Here is a 20,094-nt window from a genome sequence, read left to right on the forward strand (position 1 = left end):
AGGATTCAACATTGCGATCATGTACCGTGCGTCTGATGCACCGGGTACCGATAGATTTGGACGCCTACCACCAGCAGGTGCGCTCCACTGCCTGCTTTGTCTGCGCGTTCCTACACGGCGATCCTGGCTTCGAGCACGAGACGCTCTACGACGACGGCGACCACGTCGCATTCCTCAACCGCTATCCGACCCTGCCTGCCTACGCGCTTGTGGTGCCGCGCCGCCATGTCGAGGACGTGGTGCGTGACCTGACGACCCAGGAGTACCTCGGCCTGCAGGCGGCGGTACACCGGGTGGCCCGAGCAGTAGCAGCGGTGACCGCCGCCGAGCGGGTTTACCTACTGTCCCTGGGCAGCATGCAGGGCAACGCACACGTCCACTGGCATATCGCGCCGCTGCCGCCGGGGGTTCCATACGAGCAGCAGCAGTACCACGCCCTGATGAACGAAAACGGCATCGTGAAGTACAGCCCGGAGCAGTTGGCCAAACTCGGCGCCGACATCCGCGCAGCCCTCAGCCCATAATCACCCTCCCCACGCTGGCGCCAGGTAGGTTCGGACACATCGCGCCTGACCATCCGGCTACCTGGCACCACCACACTTCGCGGGCGACCGGCCGTGCCAAGTGCATCCGGACGAACAGCAGATGTCCCGTCACCTAAAGTTGGCACCATGCCCGGCCGGGGCACGAGTGGTGGCACCCGTCCGGATGTAGTTAGCCCCAGCTTCGGTACGGTGCTGGAGTGCTGGAGATCGTCTTCGAGACCCATGCGTTGAGCGAGGACAACGAGCGAGGACTGGCAACCGGCTGGCTGCCGGGGCGGCTGAGTGCCCAGGGCCGGGAGAACGCGGCCGAAATGGGTCGGCGGCGGCGGGAAGATGGCATCGCCGCCGTATTCTGCTCCGACCTTCGGCGGTCGGTCGAGACAGCCGAGCTCGCCTTCGGCGGAACCGACATCCCGATCCTGTACGACTGGCGGCTACGCGAGCGTGACTTCGGCTCCCGCAACGGCACCCCGTCTGTCGAGGTGGGTCGCGACCTCATGGACCATCTCGACCGGCCCTATCCAGACGGCGAGAGTCATCGCCAGGCAATCTACCGGGTCGCGCGCAGCCTCGCGGAGTTGCCGACGCGGTGGGCCGGGCGGCGGGTGATGGTAATCGGTCACATCGCCACCCAGCGTGGCCTCGAGCATCTCGTCAATCGGGCGACCGTGGAGGATCTGGTAGCACGCAGGTTCCAGTGGCGCGAACACGGCTGGGAATACCGGCTCAGTTGAGCCTGGACGGTTGGTAAGCGCTGGATTGGCGGTTGGCTGAGTACGGTAACGTTCAGGCCGGCATGGTACCCGAGCACGAGGCCGACCAACGCCACGAAATATGCGAGGTTAAGCCGGACCGCCCGGGCCAGCCGTCTGGACGAAGTTGGCAACGCCGCACGACACGAACGGACGACTGGCGATGCCAGCTTCACGTGGGCCGGCAGCCGCAGGACGCCCGGGATCAGCGCGCCGGAGCTGGGACCACGGCAGGCTGCCTCACCCTTGGTAAGCGCTGCTGACTTACCTGGGCGAGTCGCCGACCGCTGGTAGTGGATTGGCAGAGAACGCCATCTAACATCAGTCTTCGCGGGACCGGTCGCGGACCGAACTCGGACCACGCCGGCAAGCTGGACGTACCTGCCTCGCGATTCGCGGGTCGGAATCGGTACGCAAGCGAGTCTGGCCGTGGTAGCGCATCAGGAACGCGGGACACAGCCCGCAGACCGTCGTCGGACGGTACAACACCGGACGCGGAGGCTGGAAAGGCAGCCGTGCGTTGCCCGTGGGCCGGCATCATCCTGGTCAGCCCGGCTGCGGACGGTGTGCACCGGATCGGCCGTCGCGGTCATCTGCATCTGCCGTTGGCGGTACGTCGGTGGTGCCGCCTGGCGGCCGGGCATTACCCGGGTCGACCCGTTACCTGCGAGATTTGAGGATGCCGATTTCGCAGCCCTCCGGCGGGCGACGTCAGAGACCGACCGAGATGGGCCAAAACCGGCGGATCACGATCAATCTCGCTGAAAGGTGCATCGAGCCCGGGGTGCGCAACGGCTCTCGGTGCCGTTTCGTTCATTCGAATGACAAAGCACACAGCAACCGGAAACCGATTGATCCGTATCGGACCAGCAGACAAGATAGTGCGATTGGTTTTCCGAATCCCAATACCCTTGAAAGGATTCCCGTGAAATTCAGGCTGAAGAGCCGCATTGCCGTCGTCGTCGCGTCAATGGCACTCCTGGTCGGAGGACTCAGCCTAGGGGTTTCCAGCCCCGCCCGCGCCGCAACGCCTTGGTGGGTCCAATTTTGCGCCTCGGGAAACTACGCGGCCAACGTCTACTGGTGGAACTCGACTGGCTTCATGCACGTCGACCAGGGAACGTGCAACTCGGCCTTCTTCGCACCAGCGACGCCGGCCTACGTGGTCCACTTCGACGTATATGTCGCCGATTATGGCAGCTACGTCGCGGGTCCGAACGTCAACGTCGGCTTGGGTGCGAGTTATGCGGCAGGCGGTTCGTACGCGAACCCGCTATTTTACGCCATCTGACACCAGCCCTCCGCGCCGGCGTGCCGGTCGCCGCGCCACCGGCGCGTAGCCGAGCCTGGTTTCCGCCCATCCGGGCCAGGCTCGGCTCGGGCTTGTCGGGTGAACGATGCTTCCGACGATCCTGGTTATATCCAAGATTTATGTAGTAGGCACCGAGGTGCGTTCCCCTCGAGACTCGACGGTGGCTGCATGCCGTCCACGGGAAAGCACACCGCCTCGGCAGGTCAAAACGGATCTCCTACTGAGGTACTGTCGCTGTCGCCCTGGAACCATCACGAATTGCCGAGAAGCTCCGCCGCCCGTTCCGCGATAGCCACGACGGTCGCGTTGGGATTTCCGGCGATCGCGGAAGGCATGATCGACGCGTCGGCCACACGAAGGCCGTCGAGGCCGCGAACTCTGAGTTCCGGGTCGACGACGGCCATCCCGTCACTGCCCATGCGGCACGTGCCCACCGGATGGAAGTACGTGGTCATGCTCGAACGAACGAACGCCGCGATCGCCTCGGGGGTGTCGACGTCGGGAACAGCCACCGCCTCCCGATCGCGCCACGGCGCTAGTGCGGGGGCCAGCCCGATCTCGCGGGCCAACCGGAAGCCGTTCACCATGGCTCCGACGTCCCGAGGGTCGCCGAGGTAGTTCGGATTGATCAGCGGCGAAGTGTCAATATCAGGACCGGCCAGGCGCAAGGTGCCGCGGCTGTGTGGCCGCAGCAGGCTGAACACGATGGTGTAAGCGTTCTCCGGTCCCTGAACGCCGGCAGGATAGAGCGGCGCCTCGACCAACAGCAGATGAAGGTCCGGAGATAGTTCAGACGGGTCGCTACGCGCCAACCCCCCGGCGCTGACGAGGTTGCTGCGGGTAGAAATCTGGATCGGCTGGCGCGCGGGGTACACCAGGCCGGTCATGGGGTGGTCCTGCAGACCCGTCCCGACTCCGGCCAGGTCGTGGATTGGCCGGACACCGACGGCGTCGAGGTGCTCGGCGGGCCCAACGCCCGAAACCAGCAACAAATGTGCCGATCCAATGGTGCCGGCCGCGAGGACGACTTCTCGCTCGGATCGCGCGGTGACAGGCAGCCCGTCCACGACGTATTCGACACCAATGCAGCGTTCCCCGTCGATGAACAGCCGCCGGACGGCCGCGTCCGTGACGACGGCGAGGTTGGGGCGGTCGAGAATCGGCGTCAGGTAGGCGTCAGCGACGCTGAGCCGCTCGCCGCTCCGGATGGTGAGGTCGAACCAGCCCAAGCCCTCGCTCAGCCCGCTACTGGGATCGGCGATCAGGCGATGCCCGCTCTGTACCGCCGCCGCAAGCCCGTCGACCACTACCGCGGCGCGATCCGCCTCGGGCAGCGGCGCGACGACCATGGGACCGCCAAGACCACGTACGGCCGCGTCACGGCCCGCCGCGTGCTCGCCGCGCTTGAGGTAGGGCAGGAGGTCGGAATATGTCCACCCCTTCGCGCCGGCCGCACCCCAGGCGTCGTAACTTGCCGGAGTGCCTCGGACGAACACCATCGCGTTGACCGTGGAGCCGCCGCCGAGTCCTCTGCCCTGAGGCAGGTAGACAGTCCTGCCGATGCTCTGCTGGGCGACCGTGTGGTACGGATAGACCGCGTCCGTCGCGAGCTGTGGTGGCCAGCCGACAGGTGGAACATCCGCGGCCGCGGTCCGCCGCGGGCCCCCCTCCAGCAGCAGCACACTGACGTTCTCGTCCTCCGATAGGCGTGCCGCAAGGACGGATCCCGCTGACCCACCGCCCACAATGATGTAGTCGTACGAATGCTCGCGAGAGTCCCTGGTCCTCAGGGTCGTATCCCTTCCTACGCAGCTGCCTAGTGTCGCAGCATGAAGATCTTTTACCTGGCTTGGTGTAACGAAGACCGTCGCGACGGCCTACGCCGACCGCCAACCGCACGTGGTGTGGAACCTGTCGACACACGCCACGGACGAGGTGAAAGCCTGGCTCAACCGGCACCCCGGCTCGCCTTCCGGGCCATCAAGATCTCTCGACAGGTGTCCGGCGAGATACGAGCGTCCTGCCGATCAAAACCCTGTCTCGCACCGCGCCTTTCGCAGCACCTCAGAGGACGATCTCGGCGAGGCGCTCGATGTCGTCCAGGTTGTCCGTGGCGGAGTTGAAAATGATCTCGTCAGCGCCGATGCTCTCGAAGGCCTTCACCCGGTCGCGGACGTCGTCGGCGCTGACGCTGACGTAGCCGGCGACCAGCTTGGCGAAATCCTCGCCGGCCGTGCTGTAGTAGTCGTAGACGTTGGCCCGGCCCTTTTCACCGTCGCCGAGCGCGAAATAGGTGATCGCGACCAGCCGCGGCGCACCCTTCCGGCCGGCGGCTGTCCAGGCGTCCCGAGCGCTGTCGAACAACTTGCTGACCGTCGTGACCGGGAGGGACGTACCGATATAGCCCTCGCCCTGCTTGGCCATTCGGGCGAACGCGGCCGGCACGACACCGCCGAAGAGGATCGGGATCTGCCGAGTGCCCGCCGGGACGCCCGCGTTCCGGCCACCCTCGGTCAGGGCACCCTTGATGTGGCCGCCCGCCCAGACGTCGCGGTAGACCTTGAGGTCAGCGTCCATGATCTTGCCCTTGGGGCCGCGCCCCTCCACTGTGAAGTCGTCCGGGCGTCCGCCTAGTCCGATCCCCAGTGTGAACCGGCCGCCTGAGACGCCGTCGATGCCGGCCAGTTCCTTGGCGAGCAGCACCGGCGGCCACGTCGGTCCGAGCAGCACGTTGGTGAACAGGCCGATGGTGCTCGTCGCCCCGGCCGCAGCGGCCAGCGCGACAGTGTCCTGCACACCGGGGTAGGCGATGCGCCCGACCGTGCCCAGCGTGGAGAAGCCCGCCTGCTCGGCCCGGCGAGCCCACGGCGGAATGACCGTCGGGTCGAGGTTGGGTACCTGGTTCGGAATCCCGATCCCAATTTTCATGACAGTGCCTCCTTCTATGCGCGCCCGCGGTGGCGACAGCAGGCGCGGAGATTGGCCGTGACCTCGGTATTGGTATGGCAACAACAAAAAGAGCTGTGTGACAGCGCTCTTTGACTTGCGATGCCTCGTTATCACGTATATGTATCGCCAAAGCGCCGCCCGTCCCGCTGCGTGAGCCGGCGCCGTTACCCAATACGGTCACCTGCCACCGTCGAAAAACTCGGCGACCGCGAATGCGGCGCTGGCGCCGGTGGAATTGCCGAGGGCTGCGTCCCGCCTGTCATCAGCGACACATTGTCGGTAGCACATCTAGTGCACGGTTGGCCCGTCAGCTCGAACAGAAAGCGGTTGTCCGAGGTCTTGAATCCGGCGCGCCCAGGGTGGGCACGGTGCTCCGATTCGGGGGCCGGCGGGCCGTGGCGGCAGTGACAGAGCGCCCTTCGTCGTCAGCCGCGACCGATGCGGGGCGGGGTCGGGGTGCCGTAGACGCGCTTCGCGTGCTTCGCGTAGAGGCGCGGCGCGACGATGGGCATCGTCAGGCGTGCCACCAGTGGCGCGTCGGCGAGCACGGCCTTGAGTACCTCCGGATCGCCCTCGTACATGACCATGCCGAAGCCCAGGGGCAGCTTGGATTTCGGCATATCCTTCATTCCATGCTCCCCGAGCTGGCTCCACTCGGCCGCGGTCATCAGTTTCTCGGCCAACGGGAGAATCTCGCGCTCCTCCAGAGCCATGTGCTCGATGAGCACGACCCGCAGACGGTCGCACACCTCTGCCAGCTCGGCACCGCGCCGGCCAGTCGACCGCCAGGCGGGCAGGATCTTCCTGATCATAGTGACACATTCGTCGATGGCGTGATGCTGCGCCTCCATTGTCGGGACAATCGCCTCGGCCGCCGCGCCGCCGCGCTCAAGCAGCTTGGGCCACGCATACACGTCTTCGCCCTCGTGATGCAGGTGCAAGATCGAGCAGAGGAGCTCGGCATGTGCGCCAACCACCTCGGCGCGCGCGCCGTCCCCTTCGGGAACATCGAGGATCAGTTCCGGCAGCAGGCTGAACTCGCGGCGGAACATAGCATGGGCCATGTACATGTCCCGGACGTCAGCCATGGGTTCGTTCTTAATCGCACTCACGGGGCCGTGACTCCAACCATCAGCGTTCCCTTCGGTTCGTCAGTCGCCGCCGCCATTCGGTCCGCGTTGCGGCGCGTATCGACCTGATTCACCTCGACCGCATAGAGACGCGATGCGGTCGATTCAACATCCCCAAATTAATACTCCGCCTGCGCGCGGATGTCATCGCGACGAATCTCACTTTCCGAATTTTGAACCGTTCATGGATTGTGCGAGTGGCCCTCCGGACCGGGTGGCCGTCGGGGTCCATCCGGGCGTATCTCGGGAACAGCTACCGGAGATCCTGAAGCGTGCCGCCAGGGGTCACCCGCCACCGTCGCCTTGACCCTGACCGGCGCGCGCCGCTGGTCCTGGCGCACCTGCGTAACGGCGACACGCCGGCTCGCGTCGGCGACCGAACTGAACCGGTGCTCGATTTCCCAGCACCGGCGCGAGCAGCAGCGTCCGCTCCCCGCAATCGTCCAGGCGAAGATGACCAGGCCCTGCCTCTCGAGTGGGGCCGGCGCGCGACGGCAGCCCGGCACCCAGGTCCACGGCTGCGCCAAGCCCCTCACCGGCCTGATCCTCACCTACGGCGGCCAGGCCACCATCGAACAACTTCGACAACCGCAGACTCGAACACAAAAACCGACGCACTCCCGCAGCCCGTCCTCGCCGCTTCTGACGTGAAGCAGGTCACGGATGTCTGGCGCTGCCAGATGAGGCTCCGATCAAATGGCCTCGGCAATTGCCCAGTTCCACCAGGAGGTTTGTCGTACATGTCGTCCAATGTGATGGGCTCGGACCGTCGACCGGTACTGGTCGTAACCCCCGAGTTCAAAGCGGACGCGCCGCGTCGGCTCGCTGAGCTGCGCGCGCGAGGACCGATTCATCGGGTGAGGGGCGGCAGCGGACTCGACCTGTGGATGGTGGTCAGCTACAGCGAGGCACGTGCGGCGCTGACGCATCCGGCACTGCTCAAGGACCCGAGCCCGGCGGAGGAGGCACTGAGGGAGGTCAACTACACCGGCCACAAGCCCACCGTAGGAATCGGTGGGAATATGCTGACGTCGGATCCGCCGGATCACACCAGGCTGCGGCGACTAGTGGCCGGCGCCTTCACTCCCCGCCATGTCCAGGGACTAGCCCCGCGTATCCAACAAATCGCCGACGATCTGCTCGACGCGATGGCTCGACAGCGCGAGGTCGACCTGGTCGAGGCGTACACCGCGCCGTTGCCGCTCACCGTGATCTGCGAGATGTTGGGCGTGCCGCAGGGCGAACGAAGGAATTTCCGGGCCTGGACCCGGGCACTACTGGGCTCATCATCCGACACGCAACGCGCTGGCGCGCGGAATCTCAGCGAGTATCTCGCCGATCTGATCGAGCGGAAGCGGGCTGAGTCCACGGATGATTTGCTCTCGGCGTTGATCACCGTACACAGCGCGGAGGACGGCAGGCTGTCGCGGACCGAGCTGATCAGCACCGGACTTCTGCTCGTGGTCGGTGGCCACGACACCACGGTCAACCTGCTTGGTAACGCCATGCTCGCGTTGTTGCAGCGGCCGGACCAGGCTGATCTGCTGCGCGCCCGGCCAGAGTTGATCGGTGGCGCGGTGGAGGAGTTCCTCCGGTACGACGCGCCGTTGGAGCAGACCACTCTCCGGTACGCCGCCGAGGATTTGGAACTGGGTGGGCGGCAGATTCTGCGGGGCGACGTGGTAATGGTCATGCTCGCCTCGGCGAGCCGGGACGCACCCCAGCCCGATGGCGACGACCCGGATGTACTCGACGTGGCGCGGGCCAACGCCCGGCATCTGGCGTTCGGACATGGCATCCATCACTGTCTGGGGGCGCCGCTCGCCCGGATGGAGGCCGTCATCGGGATCAGCTCCCTGCTCCGACGGTTTTCCGACCTACGTCCGGTGATGCCGCTGGAGGAGGTACCGAGGATTTCCGTCGGCCCGGTCCGCGGCCCACGCAGCCTGCTGGTACGGCTCGGCGACGGCTGAGAGGCGGTGTGAGTCGGGGTTTGGAACTGGGGCCGCCCAGGTTCCCCCCGACCGCCCGTCGACGTCTCAGAGCCTGACGCGTCCGAGCCACCAACGGCAGCGCAGTACGACCAGGGTGGTTGCGCGGCGAGCTCGGTCACGCCGTGCGGACACCAGTCGCGCGGCGTGCGGCCTTCCTCGCGCCGACGAACCCAGAGCGCGCCCTATCGTTGCGGGTCCGGAGCCCTTGCCTCGGGCTGCTCGGTGCTTTGGCAGGCTGGCGCACGAAGAGTGCGAGGCTGTGGTCCCAACGCTTCGATAGGTGGTGAGCTGTCATGCCTGGTGGTCGTCCTCGGAACTACGATCCCGACGCGGTCTTGGACGCGGCTATGCGGACCTTCTGGCTGCGGGGTTACCAGGGCACCTCCATGTCCGACCTCACAGCGGCGATGGGGATGAACGCGCCCAGCATCTACGCGGCATTCGGAGACAAGGAGGAACTGTTCGAGAAGGTGGTCGAGCGGTACCTCGCCGGTCCCGGCGCCTATCTACAGATCGCATCGGAGCAGCCAACGCCCGCGGCGCTGGTGCGTACCGTCCTGCGGGCCGTGCTGGACACGATCGCTGGAGAGGACACTCCCCCCGGCTGCCTGACGGTTCACGGCGCTCTCGCCGTGAACCCACGGTCGAGTTCCGTGCAGCAGCTCCTGCAGCGTGCCCGAACTCGCGGAGAGGTGGCACTGACCAGCCGTTTTGAGGCCTTCCAGCAAGACGGCAGGCTCCCTGCCGGGAGCAATCCGTCGGCCCTCGCGCGCCTGCTGATCACAGTGATCCAGGGACTGGCCGTACAGGCCGCGTCGGGGGCCTCGCGGGAGGCATTGGAGGCGGTCTGCGATCAGCTGCTGGCTTGCTGGCCGGAGACCGACCGCGCCGCCGGCACCACCGAAAGCCACACCGGCGGCGCCGAGTCGGGGCGGTAGACCTCGCTGCCGGTCGCCCAACCGACCGGGTTACCGGCGTGCGGGGCGCCCGTGACCATTCGTCGGGCCAGGCTGGTTTCGTACCGAACATGGCGTGCTCAGGAACACCGGCGGCAGTGAGGCGGTTCCGGTTCCACGCCGGTCCGGAGCCCTTCACAAACCGGCTGGTGGTATGGCGTGGCTCCGCCGGCGAACCGGCCGACCCATGCGTCGCCGCCCCGTCGGGACGACTCGCCATCCGGCGGATCTGCGCCGGGGGCGCGGCCCCGCGTCGATCAAAGCGGGTTGTCCGCACGGACCACTCAAGATCGACGCGAGCGCCTTCTCATCCCCGCGCCACGCCCCGGCGCCCGAAGTCAAGCGACGCCAGAGTACCGAGCTGCGCTACACCCGCGCAGCACGCTTCCGCAAACCCGGCGGACATCGCATCCCGCCCGGCAGGCTCCGGATCGCCTGACGTAAACGCCGACTCACTCTTTGAAAAATTTGATCAGTTCACGACTGAGTTGTTCGGGCCGCTCCTCGGAGATGTAATGGCCCGCTCCGGCAAACTCAACAAATCGGATGTCAGTCGCCCGCCACTCGTTGGACGCCCGAGACGTCTCCAGGTGGCTGCTGGGTACGAGGACCGGCATGGTCAGCTTTGGGTAGCTGACAGCCTCTTGTATGTCCTGGTACAGGGTTCGGTACCAGCCGGCGACCGCGCGGATCGACTCGACGGAGTCGAATGCGCGCCCGTATATTTGGCGGCTCTCCTCATCGATCGCACCCGGGTCGCCGGAGAACTGGTCGGCGAGCCAGTCGACGACGATCCGGTAACGGCCTTCCAACAACTTCTCAGGAAGTCCGTCGAGTTGATTGAAGCCCAGGTGCCATACGTTGGGACCTCCCGGCGGTGGCAGCGCCGGCATGTGTAGTGCTCTTTCACCCGGCGCGCCTGGTTCCCACATCGCCAACTTCCGGGTCACTTCGGGATGGTTGGCGGCGAAGAAGAAAGCAATCCATGAGCCGACGTCCTCTCCCGCCACATTGACCTTCTCGTACCCGAGGTGCCGGACCAGTTCCCGGATGTCGCGGGCCATGGTGGTCTTGTCGTACCCTGCGGCCGGCTTCTGGGAGTCGCCCATTCCGCGGTACTCGCAGACGATCACCCGGAAATGCTCGGCGAGTGCGGGCATCATCTTGTGAAACTGCCACCACGTACGAGGCCATCCTGGCAGCAAAATCAGTGGCTCGCCAGAGCCGCCGGTCACGTAGTGCAGCCGTACCCCGTTGACATCGGCGTAGGCGTGCTCAAAACCTCGAATCTCGTTAGCGATCATGGCACTCTCCGATCAAATCCCTCAGCGATCCGGCAGCATCTCCGTCATGTACCGCTCCATCAGCTCCGCCGTCCGCTTAGGCAAGCCGCCTTCTTGCATCGGAGGAGCGACGCCCGGCTCGGCCGATTTGGAATTGACGAAGAGAAGGTTCTCGATGCCGCCGGGAGTGAACAGGAAGATCATGCGTGCGGCGTGAACGCCGCGGTTGCGGAAGCGGTGCCGGGTTCCGCGGGGCACGAAGAAGAAACCGCCCGCGCCGGCCGTCACCGTCTGGTCGCCGTCGAGAAATTCCAGCTCTCCGGAGACCAGGTAGAAGGCTTCGTCGTGGGCGTTGTGCACATGGGGCTCGGGACCTCCACCGGGCGGCACCGTGGCCTCGACGAAGAGCAGAGAGCCATTGGTGCTTCGCTCGTCGACCTTGACGGTGTAGGTGTCGCCCGCACCCCAGTAGGACTTTCCCTCTCCGGCGGGGACGTAGATCGCGCCTCTTCTGGTGTAGCGGGGGTCCGTGGCGCCGGGACCGGCAAGACTCATACCCTGCTCCTCCTAGCCGGAGCGAAACGTTTTTTAATGATCGATACAAAACTAGTGCGGGCGCATTTCGCTGTCAACTACCTACTAGTGATGCAGCCCATACAGGGCGTTTGCCAACAGGACCCGCGCCGACAGAAGGGCGGGTTCGAGCGCTCGCTCCCGGCGACGGGTTGGAATTGGCTCCCGGAAGAAACGGCGGAATAGGGCGCGTTCGGGTTCTCTAGCTGCGGTCTCGGCCTTTGTTCGCGAGGCCGGCAAGGCCGCCATGGCCACCTCTCCCACCGACGGTGGGACGGGGCCGGACGCTGGGCAGTTTCGCCCTCGATCCGTCGTCGCCCGGAAGCGCGGCGCCCGGCGATGGCGGCCGTCGCGCGCCCGGTAGTGGCGGCCGGTGGTGGCCGGGTGGGCGGTGGTCTCGCGGGAGGCCGGTCGAGGCAGGCCGCGTCACGGGTTGCGTCCACCCGGCCGGCTGGCGTTACGAATTCCCGTCGCCTCCGGGCCGGGCTGTCAGGCGACGGTCCTGGTCCGCGTCGAGGTCTCCGGCTATCGGCGGCGGTACCCCACGAGCCCCGGCGCGCGGCGTCGGCGGAGACACCATCGCCGCCAACTCACCGTCCGATGCGAGGGGGTGTGGAGGTGCCGTAGATGCGCTTGGCGTGTGAGGTGTAGCGGCGGCGAGCCATGAGGGGCATGACAACGCGAGCGAAGAGCGGAGCGTCGGCAAGGATCGCTTTGGTCGCCTCGGCGTCGCTCTCGTACATCACCATGCCGAACCCCAGGATCAGGTCGCTCTTGGGTGTGTTGGTCATGCCGTGCTCGCCCAGCTTGCCCCACTCCGCCGCGGTCACGTACTGCTCGGCCAGGGGGAGGATCTCCCTCTCCTCCAGCGCCATGTGCTCTACCAGCCGGTCGGTGAGCAGTTGGAAGGCCTCCGCGAGTTCCGTACCACCCTGCGCGGTCGAGCGCCACTGCGACAGGCGCTCTCCAGCAATCGTCAGGGCCTCCTCGATGCCGTGATGCTGCTTCTCCATCGTGGGCACGATCTGTTCGGTCTTCGCGCCTCCCCGTTCCAGCAGGAGAGGCCACAGGTAGAGGTCCTCGCCATGGTGGTGGGAGTGCAGGAACGAGCAGATCTTGTCGGCGTGGTCGGCAACAACCTTGGCGCGGCGGGTGTCCCCCCGCGCCACGCCCCGGATGAGCTGCGGGAGGAGACGGAATTCGCGACGCATCATGGCGTGCGCCGAGTACATGTCGCGCACGTCAGCCATCTTCACATTCTTGGGCTGCATGGACCTTTCTTTCTTTTGCGGGCACCGCCGGAGGTCGCTTGCGCTCCTATGGCGGGCGCGGACAGAGCCGTGTGCGTGAATGGCGACCGGTACCGCGGCTCGCTCGGGCGGCCTTCGCCCCCTTACCGGCAACCCGTGGGTGTCGGGAAGGTGCTACGCGGTGACGAGGTCGAGTTTGATCATGCTGCCTTGCCGTGCCGAGCGACCGGGACGCCTAGAGTTGAAGCTTCAACTTGACTGTCGGGTCGACCATAGCACATGATGTTGAAGCTTCAAGTCACTTGATAGGCTGGTGATCATGACGGAGAACGCCGGGGCGCAGCGGTCGGGCGGAGAGGCCGAGCCGCGCTGGCTGAGGGGTGGTGAGCTGTCGGCATGGAAGTCCATGGCCAGGGTCCTGACGACACTCGTCCCCGCATTGGAGCGTCAACTGGAACGCGATGCGAACCTGAACTGGATGGAGTACCACGCCCTGGCGCTCTTGTCCGATCAGGAGGGGCATACGCTGCGGATGAGCGACCTGGCCTCCCGGGCCGCCTCGTCCCTCTCGCGCCTCTCGCACGTGATCGCGCGTTTGGAGCGGCAGGGCCTCGTTTACCGTGTGCCTGATCCCCAAAACGGTCGGTACGTCCGGACGACGCTCACCCGCGAGGGCTACGAGAAGCTGGCGGCGGTCGCGCCGGCACACGTCGAAAAGGTGCGAACGCTGGTCTTCGACGTGCTGGAGCCCGACGAACTGAAAATGCTCAAGCCCCTATTCGATCGAATCTACGCGGCCATCGAGGAAGCCGAACGTCGAGGGTGAGACCGGCACGTCCGGGGTGCTGCTGACGCGATGACGGGTCGGGCGCCAACGTCTGTTTCGACGTGCCGCGCGGGCGCCGGGAGACGCCGAGCCATGTCCGTGTTCCGCTGCGGCCGGCCGCGCCCATTTCCGTGATCAATGCCTGTTCCTCGTCATTGACATCCGCCCCGTGGCGGGCCGGTCCGCGCTCCACGGTGGGCATCGCTCGCCCCGATCACCGGCACATCATCAAACCCAATCAATCGGAGTATCCGTGAACATCGCCTTGTGGATCATCGCTGCCCTGCTCGCCCTGTTCTTCCTCGCGGCCGGGTTGATGAAAATTGCCCAGTCGAAGGAGAAGCTGCTCACCAACCCGTCCATGACCTGGGCCGAGGACTTCTCGCCGGGTGTGATCAACATGATCGGCCTGGCGGAGATACTCGCCGCGATCGGGCTGATACTGCCGCGGGCGGTGGATGTGGCCCCCGTCCTGGTGCCACTCGCCGCCTCCGGACTGGCCCTGATCATGGTGGGAGCCGCGGTCACCCACGGCCGACGTGGCGAGCGTGACGGCATCGTCAAGAATGTGGTGCTGCTGATTCTGACGCTGATCGTGGCCTGGGGAAGGTTCGGTCCCTACTCCCACTGAGCGGGCCATCACCCGCACGAGTGAGGGTCCGGAGCGCACAGTGATTCGTCGGGCAGGTAGCTGCTCCTCGACGGCGGCGACCAGCGTCTCGTCCTCCGGGGTCACGCCCGGCCGGAACCGGCCGACCACCCTACCGTCGGGCGCGACCAGGAGCTTTTCGAAGTTCCACTGAACGCCACCGGCCTCGACGTCGGCATCCGGGACGCTGGTCAGCTCGGCGTAGCCCGGGTGCCGCCCCGAGGGCCGAGCCCGCCCGGCGGAATCGACGGGGAGGGCCGCTCACGTGACGCGCGATGTGCCAGGCACCGGCGCGCCGGTGGTCCGCGCCGGGCGCGGGCATTACCAGCTCGCACCACGAACCTGGACCAGCCAATGTGGACTGGCTTGCCGGGCCGTTGTCCTGAGCGTACCGGGGAACCTCGTTCCGGCGATCCCGGCCGGGTCGCCTGGGCCACCGCCGGCACCGCGTGCACGGGTGCGCCGTTGGTGGGTTCGTTGGCGAGTAGGGAGACACGGAGCCGATACCGGATACCCGGCCCACTGCCATCGAAACGCTCGGCGCGGCCGTACCCGCCCTGCAACGGAACATCGTGGGTCGGGTCCGCACGGCCGCCAGCGACCTGCCGCAGGCCGTCGGGATGGATCGGGAGGCCACGCTGCGCCAGATCCGCGAGGCGGCCGGTGCTGACCCCGACCACCATGAACAACGCCATCGCAAGGGGGAGGGGAAGGGCGCGTCCGGCCCTTCCCCTCCCCCGATTTCAGGCCGACCAGGCTGCGTCTCCGTTTTGCGCGACGTGAATGATCGGCCGCCTGCATAACAAGCAATCAGCTGAGCGTTGCTTCGATGGCCGAGATGACCCCGGATCCGGACACGACGCGGTCGAGCCGGAACCCACCGTCGGCAAGAAGCCGACGCCACTCGGCCTGGGTACGCTCACGGCCGCCGAACAACGTCAGCATGACGAGATCGATCGTCTTCGTGAAGTGCGCTCCGTCGTCCTCCGGCATCACCATTTCCATCAGGACCAGGCGCGCGCCGGGAGCGGCGGCCTTGGCGATGTTGCGGAGAATTCGAACGGCGGCCGCATCATCCCAGTCGTGCAACACGACGGACATGAGGTAGACGTCGGCGGTGGGTATGCTGTCGAAAAAGTCTCCCGCAACGACGCTCGCCCGCTTGTCCAGCCCCGCCGCCGTGAGGACTTCGCTGGCTCCGGCCACGATGTTCGGAAGATCGAAGACGATGCCCTTGCGCTCGGGCGCCCTGGTGAGTAGCTCGGCCAGGAGCCACCCATCCGCCCCGCCGATATCCGCGATCGTCTGCCCCGCGGGTATCTGATAGACGTCCAGAAGGTCGCCTAGTGAGACCCGCCCTCCGCCGGCCATGGCGGCGTTCTGCAGCCCGGACAGGCGAGGCGATTCCGTGACCCAGTCGAAGAACGGCTTGCCGAGAATCTCGTTAGCGCCCGTCTTCCCCGTACGCGCGGTGTGCAACAACCCGCTGAACGGAACGTAGTGCGTCTCCATGAGGTACCGCGCCGCCGCGCGCAACGAGTGCACCGGACCGTCGGCGAGCGTACGCCCCAGGTCGGTGACCTCCACTCGCCCGTCCAGGGTACGGAAAACACCCAGTGGCGTCAGGAATCGGATGATCCGGCCGAGCGCGTCCCTGTCCGCGTTGGTGGCTTTGGCCAGATCCTCCACGCTGCGCGGACCATCCAACAGCTCAGTGGCCACCCCCAGTTCCGCTATCACGTAAAGAGCCTGAGACACCTCGAAACCCGCCAGAAGCTGTCGCATCTGCCAAGCAGCGGAAAGGGGCTGTCTACCATCAGTCACGATAATCCTCCGAAGTCGAACCCTCGACAGAAAGTCGGCTCCGAACGTTTCCACAGGACTCATCCCGGACCGTGGTCCGGGCATCGCGAAGGAAGCGGATCCCACACTGATTCCGTTGAACCGGATCCGGCCGGCAGACGTCGCGTTCAGCGGTAACCTCTCGTGGACAGGAGCCATTCGTAGTCATGACCGCGCAGTCCGATCAGCATGTCGACCCGGTCCGGGTCGCCGCCGTTCCCTCGCCCGAAGCCTCCGGCGGCGCGTCGCGTCCCGACCACGGGGCCGTGCCAGCGCCGGTCACGCTGCCGTCGGCAGCCCTGCCGGGATCGGCGCCACCGCCCGGGCCGACGGCCGACGCCGCTCCCGGGACCACGACGACGCCGGCGGCCGACCGGCCCGCCGACGCCGCTCGGGAGATGGCGGCCGAGTGGGGCTGGCGGGGACGCGCGAACCGGCTCAGCCACGGGGCGTTGGCGCTCGCCGCCACCCGCGAGGAGCTGGTCCACCGGGCGGCCCGGCGGCGGCTGCTCCACACCTTCAGCCGGACGATGTCCATCGTGGTGGCCAATCCCAAGGGCGGTGCGGCGAAGACCCCGAGCGCCCTGATCGCCGCGGCCACCCTCGGGTTCTACCGGGGTGGCTACACCCTGGCCTGGGACAACAACGAGACACGGGGCACCCTTGGGGCGCGGGCCGAGGAGGCTCCGCACCAGCGGACCGTCATCGACCTGTTGGACCACGTCGACGAGTTCCTCGACACCACCGCCAGTATCGGACAGATGGCGGCGTACCTACGCCTGCAGGGCGCCCGGTTCGACGTGCTCGCCTCCGACGACGCTGCCGGCAGCATGGAGATCATCGACGCCGTGGCGTTCCGCAAGCTGTGGACCGCGCTGTGCCGCTTCTACCGGCTGATCGTGGTCGACACGGGCAACAATGTCCGCGCGGCGAACTGGCAGTCGGCGACGGCGGTGGCGGACTGCCTGGTGGTACCGACCACGGTGCAGCGTGACGTGGCCGATAGCGGGCTGTGGATGCTCGATCACCTGATCCGCACCGGACGGGCCGATCTGGCCGGGAACGCGGTCGCCATCGTCTCGTGCGCCGATCCGAAACCGGACGCGGCGCTCCTCGACGACATCGTCGAGCGCTACCGCCAGGTGGTGCGGGACGTGGCGGTGATCCCCTACGACGGTGCGATCCGTTCCGGCGGGCGTATCGAGTACGACCGACTCACCCCGGCGACCCGCCGGGCCTGGCTCATGGCGTGCAGCTCGATCGTCGACTCACTCGTCATCCGCGACCAGGACTGAACGACCAGGCGTCGGCCCCGGTGGCGCGCCGGGCCGCGTCGACGGCCCGGCGCAGCGCCGTTCGGGCCCGCCGGTCAAGTGCGTCGTCGTGGATCGGGTCGTACGCCGGTTTCGGGCCGCCGGCAGCATCCGGGATGACCTCGCGCAGCAGCACCAACGCCGCCGCGTCTCGGCCGAGATGCGCGACGTCGACAATCCTCATCCGGCTGCCGGCTTCGAAGCGCACACCTTCGGCTCCGGGCGACGTCGGGTCGGCCACCCGGCGTCCGGTGACCGACCAGATCACCAGCGTCGGACCGGCGGGCCCCCGACGGCCCGAGGTCCGTGGCCACGGCACGGTACTCGCGGTCAATGCCTCCGACGTCCGCACCTCCTCCCCCGGTTGCCAGCGCGCCGGCTGATCGGAAGGCCAGCCGCTGAACACCGCGCCTGTGTACCGCCCCTCGCCCGGGTCGGGCAGCACGGGGAAGTCGGGGCGCCGCTGCGGGGCCGGCACCGGTTCGGTCGCCGGCTTGGACAGGGGTGACTCGGGCCCGATCGCGGTTTCCGCCGTCGACCCGGGAGCCGCCGGCACCGGCACCGGGTCACGGGCTACGTGCGGTTCGGCCGGCCGGCCCGGCCCGGGGGCGTGGCCGGGCTCCGGATGGGGCTCCGAACCGGCCTGCGACTGCCCCGGCAGTTCGATCAGGTGGCCCGGGCCGACCACCGTGAGCAACGGGCCGTACCGCTCGACCAGTGGCGCCCAGAGCGCCCCGTCGGTCTCGGCCGGCATCCTCGTTACAGCCAGCCGCAGCGACGCCCTCGTCTCGGCTGGCAGCCCGTCCAGCACCGCGTTCAGCGTCGGCAGGTCCCGGGGCGGTCGCGCGACGGCCGCCGCGCCGAGCACCAGCACCGGCTGCCGGTCGTCGACCGGCAGCCGCCGGATCCGATCCTGCTCCGGATCATCGCCAGCCGAACGCAGCCACAGGCCCGAGCGGACCACCTCGACCGCCCAGTCCACGTCGACCCGCTGCACTCCGGCGGTACCGGCGGCGCCCGGCAGCGGATCACGCCACCGCACCACCTGCGGGGCCGCTCCGGCGCGGTACACCACTCGCTGGGCGAACGACCGCCAGCCCTGCCGGCCGTCGTTCCGCACGGGTGCCGCGGGGTCCGCCGGCGCGTCGGCGTCGAGACCGGCGAGTACGTCGACCGTGCCGCCGGTACGGGCGGCGAGCCACTCCCCGAGCGTGTGGGCGGTGCCGGCGTTGCCGTCGCAGGGCACCAGGACCATCCCCCGCCGTAACGCCCGGGGCAGCGCCTCCAGCACCGGATAGAGCAGTTCGGGCGGCGACCCGCGGCCCGGCCGACCGACCACCACGGTCAGCCGCGCGGGGTCCACCGGCGCCGCGAGCACCGCCGTCGTCAGCGCCGGTACCGGTGGGTCCGCGTCGTGCAGCCACAGCCCGGCCGGTACGGCGGTCGCGCGCAGTTCTGGCGGCAGGGCCCGGAGGCCGCGCGGAAGCAGCCGTTCCCACCGAGGTGCCGGATGCCGTGCGCCCTGCCGCTCCGCGGGCTCGCCCGGCCGGAACCGCCACCACTGTCCGTCCACCACGAACAGCGCTCCGGTGGGCAGCAGCATGACCGGCCCGGCCGGGGCGATCACCTCCATGCCCAGTTCGTCGGCGAGTGGTTGGGCGATGCCCGGTTGACCCGAGTCGGAGAGGACCAGGCGGATCGAGCCGCACCGGACCGGAAGGTGCCGGCGGAGCAACGTCACCAGGGTCGGCACGTCCAGCGCCGGTTCCGCGGCCACCACGACCGTGTGTCGCTCGCGTTCGCGCGGCAGGCGAGCGGGGGTGAGACCGGACGGCAGCGAGTGGCCCCGGACGAGGAGGGTGACCCGGTCGTACCCGTGCACCCGGATCTGGTCGGACCGCTCACGCATGACAGATGTCCTTCCGCGCCGAAGGGCGTCGGCTAACCGGCGGGATCCCGGCGTCCTGGACCGGGCACGCGTCGGGTCGGCGTGGCCCGGAGCGCTCCGCGTGGCGGAACCGGCCCAGGAGGGTCCGACCTGACCACCTGGACGGGAAGCCGAGCCCCATCACCCACCGCTGGCGCCCGCGACGACGAGGACCATTCAGTGTGCCCTGGTCTGCGGCTCGTCACCGCCGTCGCCCTTCACCTGGTCCAGGCGGGGGGCGCGCGGGCCGGCGATCGGGGTCCGGGATCCCGGCGACCCGTCCGCGATCGCCGGCGTCGACCACCGGGTGGGCCGATCCGGGTCCGATCGATCGGACGACCCGCGAGGTCCGCTACCCGGAGCTGGACGATGGGCTCCCGGACGCCGGGACCGAATCGGACCAGCCGCCCGCAGCTCGGCTGCGGGGGATTGGTTCTCGTCGGACTCGGCGTCCGGCTCCTCCGGCGGGTCGAGCAGCTCGGCGCCGCACCGCATCCGGCTCAGTCCACTGACGACCGGCCCAAGATCGAAACACAGGTCCCGGCAGGATTCGCAACCGGCAAGGTGTTCCTCGAAGGCAAATACCGCTGCCAAGGGCAAGGCACCCAGAAGGTACGCTCCGCAGTCGGCACAGAGCCGACCGCGACCTTCACTGTCATCGCTCATCGGTGCATCAGATCTACTCCAAGTCACGGCCATCCGGTGGCAGCATGCGACCAGAGTGTGCCTGGTGGAAGCTACTACCAGATTAACGGCCACCGCCAGCAGTAGATCACCGAACAGAAACCCCATG

The 20,094-nt window shown here is 67.6% G+C and carries 17 protein-coding genes; 8 read left to right on the plus strand and 9 right to left on the minus strand.

Annotated features, from left to right (window positions below):
- Nucleotides 1-35: 35 nt before the first annotated feature.
- From AB0J86_RS22320 to AB0J86_RS22330, 3 genes are all read left to right on the plus strand, one after another.
- Complete coding sequence (locus AB0J86_RS22320; RefSeq protein ID WP_363859507.1) at nucleotides 36-524, plus strand: HIT domain-containing protein; 489 nt, start codon at nucleotides 36-38, stop codon at nucleotides 522-524.
- A 218-nt stretch (nucleotides 525-742) separates the two neighbouring features.
- Nucleotides 743-1,279, plus strand: a complete 537-nt coding sequence (locus AB0J86_RS22325) for a histidine phosphatase family protein (protein WP_363859508.1) — start codon at nucleotides 743-745, stop codon at nucleotides 1,277-1,279.
- Nucleotides 1,280-2,222: 943 nt separating this feature from the next.
- Nucleotides 2,223-2,588 (plus strand): hypothetical protein, encoded by a 366-nt coding sequence (locus AB0J86_RS22330; protein ID WP_363859509.1) that lies wholly within the window; start codon nucleotides 2,223-2,225, stop codon nucleotides 2,586-2,588.
- Nucleotides 2,589-2,860: 272 nt separating this feature from the next.
- Here the strand turns inward: AB0J86_RS22330 and AB0J86_RS22335 are convergent, their stop codons facing one another.
- The 3 genes from AB0J86_RS22335 to AB0J86_RS22345 form a co-directional block, all read right to left on the minus strand.
- Nucleotides 2,861-4,399, minus strand: a complete 1,539-nt coding sequence (locus AB0J86_RS22335) for a GMC oxidoreductase (RefSeq protein WP_363859542.1) — start codon at nucleotides 4,397-4,399, stop codon at nucleotides 2,861-2,863.
- A gap of 274 nt (nucleotides 4,400-4,673) precedes the next feature.
- Nucleotides 4,674-5,537 carry an LLM class flavin-dependent oxidoreductase gene (locus AB0J86_RS22340; protein WP_363859510.1) on the minus strand — a complete coding sequence of 288 codons (864 nt, stop codon included), beginning with the start codon at nucleotides 5,535-5,537 and terminating at the stop codon, nucleotides 4,674-4,676.
- Nucleotides 5,538-5,983: 446 nt separating this feature from the next.
- Nucleotides 5,984-6,646, minus strand: coding sequence for a hemerythrin domain-containing protein (locus tag AB0J86_RS22345; protein WP_363859511.1), 663 nt, complete (start codon nucleotides 6,644-6,646; stop codon nucleotides 5,984-5,986).
- 782 nt (nucleotides 6,647-7,428) lie between these two features.
- Between AB0J86_RS22345 and AB0J86_RS22350 the strand changes: the two genes are divergently transcribed.
- The gene (locus tag AB0J86_RS22350) at nucleotides 7,429-8,661 is read left to right on the plus strand and encodes a cytochrome P450 (RefSeq protein WP_363859512.1); all 1,233 of its coding nucleotides are present in this window, start codon (nucleotides 7,429-7,431) and stop codon (nucleotides 8,659-8,661) included.
- A 368-nt stretch (nucleotides 8,662-9,029) separates the two neighbouring features.
- Nucleotides 9,030-9,620 (plus strand): TetR/AcrR family transcriptional regulator, encoded by a 591-nt coding sequence (locus AB0J86_RS22355; RefSeq protein ID WP_363859513.1) that lies wholly within the window; start codon nucleotides 9,030-9,032, stop codon nucleotides 9,618-9,620.
- Nucleotides 9,621-10,090: 470 nt separating this feature from the next.
- On the opposite strand, the gene AB0J86_RS22360 is transcribed toward AB0J86_RS22355, so the two are convergent.
- The 3 genes from AB0J86_RS22360 to AB0J86_RS22370 all read right to left on the minus strand — a co-directional run bounded on the left by AB0J86_RS22360 (nucleotide 10,091) and on the right by AB0J86_RS22370 (nucleotide 12,765).
- On the minus strand, nucleotides 10,091-10,942 hold the full coding sequence (locus tag AB0J86_RS22360) for an alpha/beta hydrolase (RefSeq protein WP_363859514.1): 852 nt from the start codon (nucleotides 10,940-10,942) through the stop codon (nucleotides 10,091-10,093).
- Nucleotides 10,943-10,963: 21 nt separating this feature from the next.
- The gene (locus AB0J86_RS22365) at nucleotides 10,964-11,476 is read right to left on the minus strand and encodes a cupin domain-containing protein (protein WP_363859515.1); all 513 of its coding nucleotides are present in this window, start codon (nucleotides 11,474-11,476) and stop codon (nucleotides 10,964-10,966) included.
- A 608-nt stretch (nucleotides 11,477-12,084) separates the two neighbouring features.
- Nucleotides 12,085-12,765, minus strand: coding sequence for a hemerythrin domain-containing protein (locus tag AB0J86_RS22370; protein ID WP_363859516.1), 681 nt, complete (start codon nucleotides 12,763-12,765; stop codon nucleotides 12,085-12,087).
- Nucleotides 12,766-13,063: 298 nt separating this feature from the next.
- Between AB0J86_RS22370 and AB0J86_RS22375 the strand changes: the two genes are divergently transcribed.
- Nucleotides 13,064-13,570 (plus strand): MarR family transcriptional regulator, encoded by a 507-nt coding sequence (locus AB0J86_RS22375; protein ID WP_363859517.1) that lies wholly within the window; start codon nucleotides 13,064-13,066, stop codon nucleotides 13,568-13,570.
- Nucleotides 13,571-13,823: 253 nt separating this feature from the next.
- Nucleotides 13,824-14,201, plus strand: coding sequence for a DoxX family protein (locus AB0J86_RS22380; protein ID WP_363859518.1), 378 nt, complete (start codon nucleotides 13,824-13,826; stop codon nucleotides 14,199-14,201).
- 828 nt (nucleotides 14,202-15,029) lie between these two features.
- Here the strand turns inward: AB0J86_RS22380 and AB0J86_RS22385 are convergent.
- A complete protein-coding gene (locus AB0J86_RS22385) occupies nucleotides 15,030-16,004 on the minus strand; it encodes a methyltransferase (RefSeq protein WP_363859519.1) in 975 nt (324 codons plus the stop codon).
- 224 nt (nucleotides 16,005-16,228) lie between these two features.
- Between AB0J86_RS22385 and AB0J86_RS22390 the strand changes: the two genes are divergently transcribed.
- Nucleotides 16,229-17,356: a cobalamin biosynthesis protein CobQ gene (locus AB0J86_RS22390; RefSeq protein ID WP_363859520.1), complete on the plus strand. Its 1,128-nt coding sequence runs from the start codon at nucleotides 16,229-16,231 to the stop codon at nucleotides 17,354-17,356.
- Here the strand turns inward: AB0J86_RS22390 and AB0J86_RS22395 are convergent.
- Nucleotides 17,337-19,283 (minus strand): hypothetical protein, encoded by a 1,947-nt coding sequence (locus tag AB0J86_RS22395; RefSeq protein ID WP_363859521.1) that lies wholly within the window; start codon nucleotides 19,281-19,283, stop codon nucleotides 17,337-17,339. The two genes, AB0J86_RS22390 and AB0J86_RS22395, sit on opposite strands and share 20 nt — an antisense overlap.
- 195 nt (nucleotides 19,284-19,478) lie before the next feature.
- The gene (locus AB0J86_RS22400) at nucleotides 19,479-20,093 is read right to left on the minus strand and encodes a zf-HC2 domain-containing protein (protein WP_363859522.1); all 615 of its coding nucleotides are present in this window, start codon (nucleotides 20,091-20,093) and stop codon (nucleotides 19,479-19,481) included.
- Nucleotide 20,094: the final 1 nt, after the last annotated feature.

Source organism: Micromonospora sp. NPDC049559, assembly GCF_040676675.1.
Classification (GTDB): Bacteria; Actinomycetota; Actinomycetes; order Mycobacteriales; family Micromonosporaceae; genus JBFAPK01.

Coding starts and splice junctions, on each gene's coding strand:
- AB0J86_RS22320 (WP_363859507.1), top strand. CDS start 36: ATGCACCGGGTACCGATAGATTTGGACGCCTACCACCAGCAGGTGCGC.
- AB0J86_RS22350 (WP_363859512.1), top strand. CDS start 7,429: ATGTCGTCCAATGTGATGGGCTCGGACCGTCGACCGGTACTGGTCGTA.
- AB0J86_RS22390 (WP_363859520.1), top strand. CDS start 16,229: ATGACCGCGCAGTCCGATCAGCATGTCGACCCGGTCCGGGTCGCCGCC.
- AB0J86_RS22370 (WP_363859516.1), bottom strand. CDS start 12,765: ATGCAGCCCAAGAATGTGAAGATGGCTGACGTGCGCGACATGTACTCG.
- AB0J86_RS22395 (WP_363859521.1), bottom strand. CDS start 19,283: ATGCGTGAGCGGTCCGACCAGATCCGGGTGCACGGGTACGACCGGGTC.
- AB0J86_RS22345 (WP_363859511.1), bottom strand. CDS start 6,646: ATGGCTGACGTCCGGGACATGTACATGGCCCATGCTATGTTCCGCCGC.
- AB0J86_RS22400 (WP_363859522.1), bottom strand. CDS start 20,093: ATGGGGTTTCTGTTCGGTGATCTACTGCTGGCGGTGGCCGTTAATCTG.
- AB0J86_RS22365 (WP_363859515.1), bottom strand. CDS start 11,476: ATGAGTCTTGCCGGTCCCGGCGCCACGGACCCCCGCTACACCAGAAGA.
- AB0J86_RS22340 (WP_363859510.1), bottom strand. CDS start 5,537: ATGAAAATTGGGATCGGGATTCCGAACCAGGTACCCAACCTCGACCCG.
- AB0J86_RS22360 (WP_363859514.1), bottom strand. CDS start 10,942: ATGATCGCTAACGAGATTCGAGGTTTTGAGCACGCCTACGCCGATGTC.
- AB0J86_RS22385 (WP_363859519.1), bottom strand. CDS start 16,004: ATGCGACAGCTTCTGGCGGGTTTCGAGGTGTCTCAGGCTCTTTACGTG.
- AB0J86_RS22375 (WP_363859517.1), top strand. CDS start 13,064: ATGACGGAGAACGCCGGGGCGCAGCGGTCGGGCGGAGAGGCCGAGCCG.
- AB0J86_RS22355 (WP_363859513.1), top strand. CDS start 9,030: ATGCGGACCTTCTGGCTGCGGGGTTACCAGGGCACCTCCATGTCCGAC.